The organism is Acidobacteriota bacterium, assembly GCA_016196065.1.
GTDB lineage: Bacteria > Acidobacteriota > Terriglobia > Terriglobales > Acidobacteriaceae > Acidiflorens.
Genome location: JACPYL010000025.1, coordinates 338,461 through 351,734, shown reverse-complemented (window position 1 = coordinate 351,734; position 13,274 = coordinate 338,461). Strand labels below are relative to the sequence as shown.

Below are 13,274 nucleotides of genomic sequence, written 5' to 3'. Positions count from 1 at the left end.
GTGATCGTTGTCACAAATGAGCGTGATTACAAAACAATTACAAAGGCAACTGCGTGTTCGGTGAACGCCTAGAGAAGAGAGCGATGGCCGCGCGTGTTGCTAATTGTTAGCGAAGAATCAGAATCTCGATTCGATGGGGATGACGAATTGAAAAAGACGGGCTAGATGTTCAATTCCAATGACTACGTGATGCTCACTTCCGTATAGGTCCCGTAAACCTGCCGCAGCGCCTCGCAGATTTCGCCGACCGTTGCGTAGGCGCGGACAGCGTCAACGATGTACGGCATGGTGTTGGCGTCGGAGATGTTGCCGTTCGTTCCAGCGGAGGGCGTTCGGGCAGCAGCCTTCTTGAGCGCGTCCAGGCAGCCCTGCACTTTTTCGTTGGAGCGCCGGTAGCGCAGGGCCTTTAACTTCTTCTCCTGAGCGCGTGCGACGGACTCATCGATATAAAGGGTGTGGGGACTCTCTTCTTCGATCGCAAACTCATTCACGCCGACCGTGATCTTTTCGTTGGCCTCGGCGGCGCGCTGGTACTGGTAACTGGCGTCGGCGATCTCTTTCTGCGGATATCCTCGCTCGATCGCCTTAACCATGCCGCCCATCTGATCGAGTTTAGCGAAGTAGTCGAAGGCGCCTTTTTCCATGTCGAGTGTCTGCTTCTCGACGAAGTAGGAGCCGCCGAGTGGATCGACGGTATGCGCGACCCCGCTCTCGAAGGCGATGATCTGCTGGGTGCGAAGCGCAATGCGCGCCGCCTCTTCGGTCGGTAAAGCAAGCGCTTCGTCGTAGGCGTCGGTGTGCAGCGACTGGGTTCCGCCGAGCACAGCGGCCAGTGCCTGGATGGCCACGCGCGCGATATTGTTCATGGGCTGTTGCGCGGGAAGGGAAACGCCGGCGGTCTGGGTATGGAACCGCATCAGGCGAGTGCGGTCGTACTTCGAGCCGAAGCGGTCTTTCATCAGGCGATACCAGATTTTGCGGGCGGCGCGATATTTTGCGATTTCTTCGAAAAAGTCGTTGTGTGCATTGAAGAAGAAGCTCAGCCGAGGGCCAAAGTCATCCACGTCGAGGCCGCGTTGGCGGGCCCATTCGACGTATTCGACGCCGTCGTAAATCGTGAAGGCGAGTTCCTGCAAAGCGGTCGATCCGGCTTCGCGGATGTGGTAGCCGGAAATAGAGATAGTGTTGAAGCGCGGCGTGAATTTGGACCCGAATTCGAAGGTGTCGATCACCAGCCGCATCGACGGCGCGGGTGGATAGATGTATTCCTTCTGCGCGATGTATTCCTTGAGAATGTCGTTCTGGATGGTGCCGGAAATCTTTTTCCAGTCCGCACCCTGTTTTTCGGCGACGACAAGATACATCGCCCAAAGGATGCTGGCCGGAGAATTGATGGTCATCGACGTGGTTATTTTTTCGAGGTCGATGCCGTCGAACAGGATCTCCATATCTTCGAGGGAATCAATCGCTACGCCGCATTTGCCTACTTCGCCTTCGCTCGCCGGGTGATCCGAGTCGTAGCCCATCAATGTAGGGAGGTCGAAAGCGACCGAAAGTCCGCCGCCGCCGTGTTCCAGCAAATACTTGTAGCGCTGATTCGTTTCTTCGGGCGAGGCGAAGCCGGAGAACATACGCATCGTCCAAAGCTTGCCGCGATAACCGGTCGCGTGAATGCCGCGAGTGTAGGGAGGCTGTCCGGGAAAGCCGAGATATTGCTCGTAATTCCAATCAGCGGGCAGATCGGCCGGCGTGTAGAGGCGGCGGATCGGTTCATTCGAAATTGTGCTGAAGCGGGCGTGGCCTTGGTCGTCGAGGTTCGTGCCGGTGGCGGCGCCGATGGGCTTCTCCGGAGCTTTGTCGAGTGTGGGGGCAAGCGTCTTTTCGGCCCATGCCTTCTCGGTGGGGGAAGGCTGGCGTCCGTCAAACACGTCGGCAATCGGGCTTTCGGCGACGGATGGTTTCGCCACGCTCGTATTGGTCTTCTTCTCGGACATTTGGTTCCCCACGATGAATCTGATGATAGAGGAGCGCTGCAGGGGGGACAAGGTTACGCACCGACCGAACGGTTGGTGGAGAGCCGCGAGCTTCGAGCTACGAGCTGCGAGCAATCTGGGTGTGGCCGGCTCGAAGCTCGTAGCCCGAAGCGCACGAACTTGACGGCGCTTTTTCCTCGCACCTATGCTGGACGTTCTTCCGAGGAGGATACTCTGAAGGCATTCCGGCAATTGCTGAAGCGCACGCCCGTGTATGGCGTCTATAAGGCGCTCGGCCACCTTCCTGATTACTGGTATTGGATCCTGCGCGGACGTCCGACGCGCTCCCCGCATCTTCTGAAACAGAAGACCGTGCGCGAGTATGGCGCGTGGTATGAACTGAAGACGCTGGTTGAAACCGGAACCTACTACGGTGAGATGGTCGCCGCGATGCGGACTCGTTTCGATCACATCTATTCCATCGAATATGTCCCAGAACTGGCGGAACGGGCTGCCAGGAAGTTCGCACGCGATTCGCATATCAGGATTTTTTGCGGAGACAGTCGCGTGGTGATGCCAGAAATTCTGGCGCTGCTGAAAGAGCCTGCGCTCTTCTGGCTCGATGCCGGCTATTACGGCTGGATCGGCAAGCAGGGAGATCAGCAACGTTTGTCAGCGGAATTGGAAATGATTCTTGGCCATCCGTATCCGCACATCATTTTGCTCGACGACGCACGCGGCTTGACAGGCAAGGACGGAGTTCCGTCAGTGGCGGAAGTGAAAGCCTATGTAGAAGGGACTTTCCCGACGCGGTCGGTTGAAGTGCGATACGACATCATGCGGATTACGCGACGGGCCTAATTTCGAGTAGAGACACGGAGTGCCGCGTCTCCGGTTGCGATCGGTGATGTCGCTGCGGACAGAGACGCGGCAAGCCGCGTCTCTACTCTGACTTTTTTTGCAGTTCCCACGCCTTGGCGTACTTCCATGAAACATAGACCGCGTGGTAGAGATGCAGCAGCAGGCCTTCCCGCCCATCGAGGAATCCTAGCCGGAGGAAGTAGTTGTAGATAAAAGTTGCAGCCGGCCTCACCACGATGTTGAACACACTGAAACGCACGTGCCCTTTGGCGGCGACCATCTCCGCGCCGAGCGAGGAATAGCGGTTCATGTGGTCGAGGTAGTCGGAGAGCGTCGGGTAGCAGTGGTGGATGATCTCGAAGGAATCGCCCATTTGGTACCACAGATTGGGGTGATACTCGACGCCCTTGTTTAGGCGCAAGTCCTCATGCACTCGACGGTCTTCGAAACGCGCGCAACCGCGCCGAATCAGTCGCAACTTTGGATCTGGATAAAAGCCGCCATGTCGGATCGGACGGCCCAAGAAACAGTTGCTTCTAAAGAAAATCATTCCTCCTTGAAAATTGGCGAACTCTGGCTTGTGTTGTCCGAAGAGGACCAGGAGCAGAAACTCACGCATTCCGGCGCCCACCTCTTCGTCCGCATCCAGACTTAAAATCCAATCCCCCACGGCCTTGTCGATCGCCGAGTTTTTCTGCGCCGCGAAGCCCTTCCATTTTTCAACGAACACTTTCGCGCCAAATGACTTCGCGATCTCGACGGTGCGATCGGTCGAGCCCGAGTCGACGATGATGATCTCGCCTTTGCCATCGGAAACCAGTGACTGCACGCTCGCGAGAGTGCGTCCAATGTTGGCTTCTTCGTTATGGGTGATGATGACGACGGAAAGCTGCACGGGGAGAGGATACTCGTCGTCGGTCATCGGTCGCTAGTCGTTAGAGCGTTACTCGCTTCCATTTGGAGAACTGTCAACCTGAGCGAAGCGCAGGATCTGCTTTCCCAGCGAAGCGAAAGAAAAGCAGATCCTTCACTCGTTCTCGGCTTCGCCTCCGTACGATTCAGGATGACAGTTCCGAGAGTGGCTGGGTCAAAATGAAAACGCCGGACGCAAGCGCCCGGCGTTTATTAAGTACGATTAGCGACTACTGTTGCGGTTGTGCCGGTTGAACCGGAGTCTGCTGTTCTGCCGGACGAGGCGCTACGTAGGGTACGCTCGGCATTTTGGTGACTTGGCCGCGTTCGGCATCGGCCATCAGGATGCCCAGACGGTCAAGAGTTTGTCCGGTGACGCGGTCCAGTTCGACGCGAGCCTTCTCATAGGCAGAGTTAGCGGATACCAGGTTGGATTGCGCCTGCGTCAAATCGCGTTCATTCTGCAGGACCAATGTAGTGGTCGAAGCGCCGAGCCCGTACTTTTTCTGTTCCGCGTCGAGCGACTGCTTGCCGAGTTCGACGGCAGCGCGAGCTGCTTCGACACTGGCGCGATTCTGCTGAACAGAAAACTGTGCGTTGCGGACTTCGATGCGGATCTGATTTTCCTGCTGCTGTAAGCGCATCTGCGCCTGGCGATATTCCAGTTCCGCACGCACCTGATCGGCCTGGGCGGCGCGGTTACGAAGAGGAATGTTGAGTTGAAGACCGACGCCTTTGTCTGGAGCGGTCGAGTCGAAGAGTTGACCGAAAGTGCCACCCAAACTGACGTTGCCGTGATTGAAGTTCGGAGGAACCTGACCCGGAGGAACGCAGAATCCCTGGTTCGGATCCCCGGTACAAATCACGCCCTGATTGAGATTGCCTCCGGCGCCAGATCCGCCGTAATACGCAAAGAGGTTGAGGGTAGGCAATAGCGCATTCTTGGCGGATCGCGTGTTGATATCGCGGTTCGTCAAGTCGATCCGTGCCTCCGAGAGCTCCGCTCGATGCGCCAACGCCTGGCTGACTAACTCCTGAGTGGGAACGACCGGCTCGTTTTCAGGTACGGCCATCGTGTCGGTCGGGACTACTTCGGCATCCGCCAGAACCGGATCAAGGAGAGAACGACTGAGCGCATTCTTGATCAGCAATTGTTGAAGCTGCAGGTTGGTCTGAGCCACGATCAGCTGCTGCTGGTTCGAGGCGACTACGCTTTGGGCTCGTACCACTTCGATGGGCGCGAGCGTTCCGATTTCCACCTGCTTCTTGTTGTCCGAAAGGGTCTTCTGCGCGAGACCCACGGAGTCCTGCTGTACTTTCACATTCTCGTAGGCATTGACCAGATCCCAGTAGATATTCTGAATCTGGTTGACAGTGGTTATCACCTGTAAACGGAATGCAACGTCTGAAATCTCCCGGTTATTCTTGGCGATTCTGATGAAACGGGTGTTGGGCAATAATCCAAAACCTGAAAGCAAGGGCTGGCTCACCGTCATCCGGAAGTTTGATGCGAGTTGCGGAGTAAGAAGCGTGACGGAGGAGTTCGACGCCGTCCGGCTATTGTTAAATCCCACCGACAAATTCGTGCCCCAGTGGAATCCCTGGTTGTATCCGAAATCCATTGTTGAAGTGTTCGTGCTGGTGAGGGGATTGCCGCTAAAAGCGTTTGTGGACTGCGTAATATTGTGATCGATCTGAAATGTACCAGTGAGGATCGGGTCAAACGACGGGATCGCCGCGCCTACACCGGAAGTGGATGTCACCAAACCCGACGTTCCCGCTCCTGCTCCTCCCGTACCTGCGGTGGTGCCGCCGGCTCCGCCACCGGTCGAGGTGGACCCTACTCCTGATCCTGTTCCGCCAGGCGTACCTTGCACGATGCCGGTGTTAACACCGCGCGTCGCCGATCCTGCCTTCGCGCGCCAGATATCCGTATCGGCGATATTCAAGTTGTAGCGCGCGATTGCGATATCAAGGTTGTTTTCGAGGGCCAACGCGATGGCGTCGTTCATCGAAAGATACAGCTTGCCATCACGCATGAGCTGCTCAAAACGAGCCGTATTCGCAAGATTTGGCTGAGCTACGGTCCGCGGCGTGTACGGTCCAATCGGGTTCAAATGCGAGCGCGGCTGGGAATATTCTTTCAGATCAAAGGGTTGCGCTGCCGAGGGCTGCGCTTTCTGCACTTGGGAGGGCGCGTTGGGCATTTGCGAGGCATCCTGCGCCCATCCGGCTGGGATCATTGCGCTGGCAATTAAAAGGGCGGCCGCTTGCCGGCAAGCGGAGGTCAAAGTAGAACGAAGCATTGGTGTCATCTCCATCAATCAGGCCTGAGAGGAACTGACGAGGTTGTCAGGACGTTTCTTGATACGAACAAAGTGGGGCAAGAGTTCCTTGCAATCCACTGTAGAAGCTGGTTTTTTCATTGATCGTCAGTGCAATAGTATAGCTGACGCGGCCGATGCAGTTCCGTGATCGCACGCGTAAAACTTTGTAAACATTATGGATGAAGCCAGGAACCAGCAGGACTCGGAAAAATTGGAGCGTAATCTCAAACTGATCCTCGCCTACGACGGGTCCGAGTTTGCAGGCTGGCAAGTGCAGCCTGGGCGACCGACGATTCAGGGAACCCTCGCCTCAGCCATTGGACGGTTGACGGGGGAAAATGTCCTGCCGCAGGGCTCAGGCCGCACCGACGCCGGCGTGCATGCGTTCGCCCAGGTGGCAACGTTCCAATCGGCAGCCTCGATCCCCACCGAGAATTGGGTCAAAGCCCTGAACGACATTCTTCCGTCTTCGATTCGCGTTCTCGATGTCAGCGATGTGCCCGATGACTTTCATGCGCGCAAATCGGCTCGCGCTAAGACCTATCGCTATCGCATATATCGAGGGGCGGTCTGTCCGCCGTTCATTTCCCGCTATGTCTGGCACTACCCGTTTCCTCTGGACGAGGTTCTGATGGCGCAGGCCGCGGAACTGGTGGTCGGCGAACACGACTTCACTTCGTTCGCGGCGGTGGATCCGGAACGCGTCGAGCGGATCGCGAACGATCAAAGGCAAAACCTTAACCACGGGGATCACAGAGGAACACAGGGTCAAACCGAAAATAGAACCACGAATATCCGGACGATTTTCTCCTCAGCATGGAACCGTGAGGGGGACGACCTGATTTACGCGGTTCGCGGGAGCGGGTTCCTCCATCACATGGTCCGCAATCTGGTCGGGACGTTTCTACTGGTGGGGAAGGGGACGCTTACCGGAGAAGACCTTCAAGCCATCTTGGCCGCCCGCAGTCGCTCGGCGGCCGGACCGACAGCCCCCGCGAGCGGACTGTACCTGGTAGAGGTGGACTATGGGGGATAGCACTCAGCCCTCAGAAGAACCAGTCCTCGATACGGAAGGGAAGTCTTCCGGGAACCTTTCCTCAGAATGCTGATTGCTGACTGCTGACTGCTGGTCCATCGCTGTTCTACACTGTCCCTGCCATGCCGACCGATCTCCAACCTGTGGTTTCTCGTATCGCGTCGGTGAATCCGGCGACGGGCGAAGTTCTGGGTGAACTGGACTGCGCCGGTCCGACGGAAATCCGAGCGGCGGTCGCACGGGCGCGGGCTGCGCAGCCGGACTGGAATGCGTGGGGTGTTCGCGAGCGGGTGAAAGTGCTGCAACGCTTCCAGCGAATTCTTCTTGCTCGCAAAACGGACGTCGCGCAACTCATCACGCAGGAAGTCGGCAAGCCCTATGTCGAGTCGCTGCTCACCGAAATTCTGGTGGTACTAGATGCGGCGCGCTTCCTGATTGAGAATGCTTATCGCCTGCTCCGGGACGAGAAACTCCCGCACGGCAATCTGGCTCTCATGACCAAGTCGGGTCGCGTTCTTCATGAGCCGCATGGCGTGATCGGAATCATTTCGCCTTGGAACTATCCCTTCTCGATTCCGGCGACTGAGGTTATGGCGGCGTTGGTGGCTGGAAATGCCGTCGTCTTGAAGCCGTCGGAGTTTACGCCGCTGATTGCACTCGAAGTGCAATCCTTGCTACGCGCAGCGGGCGTACCCAATGATGTTTTTCAGGTTCTGCCCGGAGAAGGTCCTGCCGGGGCCGCACTGGTGCAGAGTGCAATCGACAAGCTGGTGTTCACCGGCAGTGTAGGGACCGGCCGACGGATCGCGCAGGTAGCCGCCGAGCGGCTATTGCCGGTTGTTCTGGAACTGGGTGGCAAGGATCCGATGATCGTGCTGGAGGATGCCGACATTGATGTAGCGTCGAGCGCTGCCGTCTGGGGCTCTTGCGTCAATGCGGGACAAGCCTGTCTTTCGGTCGAGCGTTGCTACGTTCATCACACGCTCTACGCGGCATTCGTTGACGCGTGTGCGGACAAAGCCCGCAAGCTGCGCCTCGGAAATGGGATGGATTCGTCTACCGACGTTGGCCCGATGATCAGCGAACAGCAGGTGCGGGTGGTCGAAGCGCATGTGGCGGACGCCCTCGCGCATGGGGCCCGCTTGCTGGTAGGAGGTTCCCGCTTGCGCGAGCTCGGACCAACGTTCTACGCGCCGACAGTGCTGGCGGACGTGGATCACAATATGCGCGTGATGCGCGAAGAGACGTTTGGTCCCGTGCTGCCAATCACTTCGTTCCGCGACGAGATTGAAGCCGTGCGTCTGGCCAATGATTCTGACTTTGGGCTCGCCGCTTCCGTCTGGACGCGCGACCGCGATCGCGGAGAGCGCCTGGCTCGCCAGATTCAGGCCGGGACGGTGATGGTGAACGATGTGCTCTCGTGCTTCTCGATCAGCGAAGCTCCGCATGGCGGAGTTAAAGCAAGCGGGCTTGGTCGCAGTCACGGGCGGTGGGGGTTGGAAGAGATGGTCCGTGTGAAGTACATCGATTCCGACTTACTGCCGCGCATGAAGAAGATTTGGTGGTTCGGATATGGCGGTGAGTTGACCCGCGAGATGGAAAGCTTCTTGAACCTGATCTTCGCGCGCCCGCTGCGGCAGAGGATGAAAGCGGCGATGCGAGCCACCACTGCCCTATGGCGCAGAAAGCTGTGATTGATTTTTCCGTAGAGACGCGGCTTGCCGCGTCTCCCTCTTGCAGAGACTACGTACCGGGCGGAGCAGAGACGAGGCGGGCCTCGTCTCTACAGTTGGCTTTGTATTGCTTGTGGCGGATTTAGTCCGCCGCAACCGTGGCGTTGGCGTTGGCTTTTGCCGTTTCTGCCTGGCGCAGCCGCAGTGAGCGGTTCGATGGCAATCCTGCGTCACGGATCTTGTAGAGCAATGCGCGATAACTGATGCTCAATGTACGTGCCGCCTGCTTGCGGTTCCAATGATGTTGCTGCAGCACTTTCAGGATAACCTTGCGTTCCAGTTCGCGGACTGCCTGACGAGTCAGCTTCTTCAACGAGATCGGCCCGTCGAACGAAATCTCTGGATTGAAGAAATCCGGTTCGCGTGCGACCAGGTCATTGGTGATCACTTCTTCCTGGCCCAGGATCACGTAGCGTTTGATCAGGTTTTCCAGTTCGCGGATGTTTCCCGGCCAGTGATACTTCTGCAACACGCTCATCACTTCGTTGGAGACGGGACGGGCGCGGCAGTTGTACTTGCGGTTGTAGTACTCCAGAAAATAGTTGGCCAGTTCTTCGATATCGCCGCGGCGCTCCCGCAGCGAGGGCATACGCAGGTTGACGACGTTGATGCGGTAGTAGAGATCCTGTCGAAAAGTTCCGCCTTCAATCTCCGATTCCAGGTTGCGGTTGGTAGCGCACACCACGCGGACTTCGACTTTCTTGTCTTCCTGGGCACCGATCCGGCAAAACTGGCCGTCCTGAAGGAGTTGAAGCAACTTAGACTGCAGGGAGAGGTCAAGCTCCGAAATCTCGTCGAGGAACAACGTTCCACGATGGGCCATCTCGACCCGCCCCGGTTTCGCGCCGAAAGCTCCCGTGAAGGCTCCCTTTTCGTAGCCGAATAGTTCACTTTCCAGAAGGGTGCCAGGAATGGCTGGGCAGTTCACCTTAACGAGCGGGCCGTTTTTCCAGGGAGACAATCCATGGATCAGCCGGGCGATGATGTCTTTGCCGGTGCCGCTCTCGCCGTGAATCAGAACAGGGACGTTGGCCGCAGCGACCTTGGAAAGCTGGGACCGCACTGCCTGCATCGGCTCGGAATGGCCAAAAACGATATTCTCCGGGGGGATTTCACCCAACGACTGCGCCAGCGAGCCGAACTGAAGGTTGCTCATAATCCAGAAGCCTCAGGGGGTGAGTACCACCCACGTGCACTAAAAGTGCACATCGAGCACCAAACTCGGCGTCAGCTCGGAACGGAGTTCCAAAACAGGTCTAAGCCAATATTGGTGTTTAGTTTAGAGGTATCTCGCTTAGGGGAAGACGAGGTACACGAAAGTAATAGAAAATCGATCCAAATGACAAAACGTGTAGGAAAAACATTTCACACCGCAGAACCAGGTTTCCTCAATTGGGAGCGGGGAACCACGGCAGAGTCGGTGCTAAGCGGACGGATGAACTTCAACCCTAGGAGATGGTGATCGTTCAAATGTGCGACCCAAACAGTGCGCGCCCGCATGGCGCGAGCCGGTCGGCGGATAGCGTCGGTGGCTCCAATCGGAGCACTGGGGATTTCCAGCGAAACCGGGCTGGATTTAGCGATGGAGCGCCGGACAATGACCGCGGCTCCGCCGGCGGAGATGTTCACCGCCGTGGCAAACTCCAGCGCCTCTTTGCCATTCTCGTCCCGACTGCGGACAAACACCGGAATAGCCAGCTGAAGCCGTGACCACTTGCGCTGTTCTTTTCTGGGGGAACTGGTACTCACTGTAATTACCGTCCAAAACGAGTGCCAACACCCGAAGATGTCGCAGATTGGGGGCCAAACCGGGGATAATCCCGAACCGTACTCGAATACAGGGGAAACCTCGCTCCCACCACGGGAAAGGCCGGATTGACAGGTTTATACAATATTTGGAATTCCATAGGAGGAAATGATGTGAAGTGCAACGTTTTTCTCTTCCGTGCCGCCTAGGGTGCATTTCCGATTGACACTGCCAAAAGCGTGACATACGATCATTTCACTCTCGCTTCTGATGGTAGTAATTCCCTCCCCTGACTTAATAGATTCATTTGACTTGGGTTCCCGAGATGGCCGCAACGCCCGACAAGAGTCTTGATATGCCCTTTGGAGGGGCTCGCGCGCAGAACCGCGAACCCGCGCCTGCCACTGCGCCCGCCACCAGCGAATCTCCATCTGATATCAGCCAGGAGTTTGAACAGTTACGCGACCGCTTTCGACGCACAACAATTGCGTTGAGTTCGGCTGCCCACGATCTGAAAACTCCGCTGGCAATCTTGAATGGCTACACGGAATTACTGCAAAGCGAAAAGCTTGGACCTCTGAATCAACGGCAACGCGAAGTGTTGCAGGATATGTCCTCGAATGGAAAGCGGCTGCAACATTTCATTCAGGACTTTCTCACCTTCACCGTGCTGGAGACGGGCGAACTCCGCATGCAGTACGAACTCGGCGACATCAACGCTTCGCTTTCGGAAGTGTGTCGCCTGTGGTCGCCCCGTTTTCAGGAGCGCGGCCTGGCTCTCTATTTTCTAGCGAACGAGAAGATCGTTCCAATGCCGATCGACTCCGCCAAGATCCAGCGCGTGATCTCGAATCTTCTGGAAAATGCGTCGAAGTTTACGCCTCAGGGCGGAACCGTCTGGCTGCACGCAGAGCCGTATGCTTGGGAGCGGCGTGCTACCAGTAAGCCGACCGCGGGCGGAGAACGCCGCCGACAGTCGACGGGCGCTCCGAATGCGGTTAAGGTCAGTGTGTCGGACACGGGGCCGGGCATTTCTCCTGAATACCATTCTGAAATTTTTGATGACTTCTTTCGCTTGCCGGGCAGCGAAGCTTCCGAGGGCATGGGTCTTGGGCTAGCGATTGCGCGGCGTCTTGTGCATGGCATGGGCGGGAAGATCTGGGTGGAAAGCGAAGCGGGAGCCGGCTGCAAATTCTCCTTCCTGGTTCCGCTGCAACCAATTCTTAGTGGTACGTCGCGAGGATCGAACCAATGAGCGAAGCCAACATCCTGCTGGTGGATGACGAACCAGGGATGCTGCGGTACATCCGAACGTTGCTGGAAGTGGACGACTTCAAGGTCGAAACCGCCACCACCGGCGAAGAAGCCGTGGCGCGTGTGCAGAAGGGTCTACACCCCGACCTGGTATTGCTCGATCTCCTGATGCCGGGAATCGACGGCCTGCAGACACTTGAGCAATTGCGGCAGCTCAAGCCTGGATTGAAAGTCGTCATGCTCTCCTGCGTGAACGACACTCGTAAAGTCGTTCAGGCAATGCGCCTGGGCGCGCACAACTATCTGACCAAGCCATTCCAGAAAGCAGAACTCGACGCCGTCATTGAACAGTGCATTGGCGAAACCAAGGGTGAAAGCTACGCGGGCGATGTCGAAGAACTTTGCGATGACGTGTTCTTCGTTGCCGCCAGTCCGGCGATGAAGAAGATCCGTTCGCAAGCTGCTCTGGTGGCAAATGTCGATATTCCGGTGCTGCTGCTCGGCGAGAGCGGAACTGGAAAAGAAGTCCTCGCGCGCCTGGTGCACAAGCTGTCGCAGCGCGCGCATCGCACATTCCTGAAAGTGAATTGCGCGGCTGTGCCAGCTGATCTTCTGGAAAGCGAATTGTTCGGCTATGAGGCAGGTGCTTTCACGGGAGCGACGCATCCCAAGCCAGGCAAGTTCGAGTTGTGCAACAAGGGCACGATCCTGCTCGACGAAATCGGCGAAATGCCGCCACTCCTGCAAGCCAAGCTGCTGCACGTTTTGCAGGACCAGCAATTTTCACGCCTGGGCAGCCGCTCGGTGATCAAAGTGGACGTGCGCATTCTGGCCGCCACCAACATTGATATTCCGGAAGCACTCGCGACCAAGCGTTTGCGCGAGGACCTTTACTACCGCTTGAACGCGTTCACGATGTCGTTGCCGCCGTTGCGCGAACGCAAGGAAGAAATCCCGATCCTGTTGAAGCACTTCATGGCGCGTATGTCGGAACTGTATGCGCGTCCGCCGTTGCCGCTTTCGCCGGCGATGTTGGAGGCTTGCCTCAAGCATCCGTGGCCCGGCAACTTACGCGAATTGAGCAATTTCGTAAAACGCTACCTGGTGTTGGGAGACGAGCAGTTGGCCGTGCAGGAACTCCAGCCCCGGCCCGATGGCGGAAACGGCTTGCAAGCGGATGCGGCTGGAAGAACGGCTGCGGCTGGTGCTGAAGCAAGCGGTGGTGCAGGTGGCTTGAAATCGCTGGCCCGCAACGCCAAAGACGAAGCCGAAGCGGAAGCCATTTCGCGCGCTCTCGAAGAGACCAATTGGAATCGCAAACAGGCGGCGGTTCTGTTGAAGATCAGCTACAAAGCGCTGCTCTATAAGATTCGCCAGTATGGGATCGCGCAAAGCCGCAGCACGCACCGGTTGTCAGCAGGAGCGTAGAAC

The 13,274-nt window shown here is 57.2% G+C and carries 10 protein-coding genes; 5 read left to right on the top strand and 5 right to left on the bottom strand.

All coding sequences use genetic code 11. The features are described from left to right. Positions 1-182: 182 nt before the first annotated feature. Positions 183-1,928: a methylmalonyl-CoA mutase family protein gene (locus HY010_19335; protein MBI3477892.1), complete on the bottom strand. Its 1,746-nt coding sequence runs from the start codon at positions 1,926-1,928 to the stop codon at positions 183-185. Between the two features lie 225 nt (positions 1,929-2,153). On the opposite strand from HY010_19335, the gene HY010_19330 reads away from it, so the two are divergent. Beyond that, complete coding sequence (locus HY010_19330) at positions 2,154-2,834, top strand: hypothetical protein (GenBank protein ID MBI3477891.1); 681 nt, start codon at positions 2,154-2,156, stop codon at positions 2,832-2,834. A gap of 82 nt (positions 2,835-2,916) precedes the next feature. Here HY010_19330 and HY010_19325 read toward each other — a convergent pair whose 3' ends face one another. Continuing rightward, complete coding sequence (locus HY010_19325; GenBank protein ID MBI3477890.1) at positions 2,917-3,756, bottom strand: glycosyltransferase family 2 protein; 840 nt, start codon at positions 3,754-3,756, stop codon at positions 2,917-2,919. Positions 3,757-3,976: 220 nt separating this feature from the next. Beyond that, positions 3,977-6,052 carry a TolC family protein gene (locus tag HY010_19320; GenBank protein MBI3477889.1) on the bottom strand — a complete coding sequence of 692 codons (2,076 nt, stop codon included), beginning with the start codon at positions 6,050-6,052 and terminating at the stop codon, positions 3,977-3,979. 196 nt (positions 6,053-6,248) lie between these two features. Between HY010_19320 and truA the strand changes: the two genes are divergently transcribed. Together truA and HY010_19310 are read left to right on the top strand one after the other, a co-directional pair. After that, a complete protein-coding gene (truA, locus tag HY010_19315; GenBank protein MBI3477888.1) occupies positions 6,249-7,109 on the top strand; it encodes a tRNA pseudouridine(38-40) synthase TruA in 861 nt (286 codons plus the stop codon). A gap of 122 nt (positions 7,110-7,231) precedes the next feature. Beyond that, the gene (locus tag HY010_19310; GenBank protein MBI3477887.1) at positions 7,232-8,803 is read left to right on the top strand and encodes an aldehyde dehydrogenase family protein; all 1,572 of its coding nucleotides are present in this window, start codon (positions 7,232-7,234) and stop codon (positions 8,801-8,803) included. 121 nt (positions 8,804-8,924) lie between these two features. On the opposite strand, the gene HY010_19305 is transcribed toward HY010_19310, so the two are convergent. Both HY010_19305 and HY010_19300 read right to left on the bottom strand, forming a co-directional pair. After that, on the bottom strand, positions 8,925-9,998 hold the full coding sequence (locus HY010_19305) for a sigma-54-dependent Fis family transcriptional regulator (protein MBI3477886.1): 1,074 nt from the start codon (positions 9,996-9,998) through the stop codon (positions 8,925-8,927). A 209-nt stretch (positions 9,999-10,207) separates the two neighbouring features. Beyond that, a complete protein-coding gene (locus HY010_19300) occupies positions 10,208-10,591 on the bottom strand; it encodes a PilZ domain-containing protein (GenBank protein ID MBI3477885.1) in 384 nt (127 codons plus the stop codon). A gap of 305 nt (positions 10,592-10,896) precedes the next feature. Between HY010_19300 and HY010_19295 the strand changes: the two genes are divergently transcribed. Further along, complete coding sequence (locus tag HY010_19295) at positions 10,897-11,844, top strand: HAMP domain-containing histidine kinase (GenBank protein MBI3477884.1); 948 nt, start codon at positions 10,897-10,899, stop codon at positions 11,842-11,844. Next, positions 11,841-13,271, top strand: a complete 1,431-nt coding sequence (locus HY010_19290; protein ID MBI3477883.1) for a sigma-54-dependent Fis family transcriptional regulator — start codon at positions 11,841-11,843, stop codon at positions 13,269-13,271. Before HY010_19295 ends, HY010_19290 begins: the two co-directional genes overlap by 4 nt. Positions 13,272-13,274 lie beyond the last annotated feature (3 nt).

Excerpts from the sequence above, each read along its gene's own strand:
- HY010_19320 (MBI3477889.1), bottom strand. The coding sequence starts at position 6,052 with ATGCTTCGTTCTACTTTGACCTCCGCTTGCCGGCAAGCGGCCGCCCTT.
- HY010_19310 (MBI3477887.1), top strand. The coding sequence starts at position 7,232 with ATGCCGACCGATCTCCAACCTGTGGTTTCTCGTATCGCGTCGGTGAAT.
- HY010_19290 (MBI3477883.1), top strand. The coding sequence starts at position 11,841 with ATGAGCGAAGCCAACATCCTGCTGGTGGATGACGAACCAGGGATGCTG.
- HY010_19305 (MBI3477886.1), bottom strand. The coding sequence starts at position 9,998 with ATGAGCAACCTTCAGTTCGGCTCGCTGGCGCAGTCGTTGGGTGAAATC.
- HY010_19325 (MBI3477890.1), bottom strand. The coding sequence starts at position 3,756 with ATGACCGACGACGAGTATCCTCTCCCCGTGCAGCTTTCCGTCGTCATC.
- truA (MBI3477888.1), top strand. The coding sequence starts at position 6,249 with ATGGATGAAGCCAGGAACCAGCAGGACTCGGAAAAATTGGAGCGTAAT.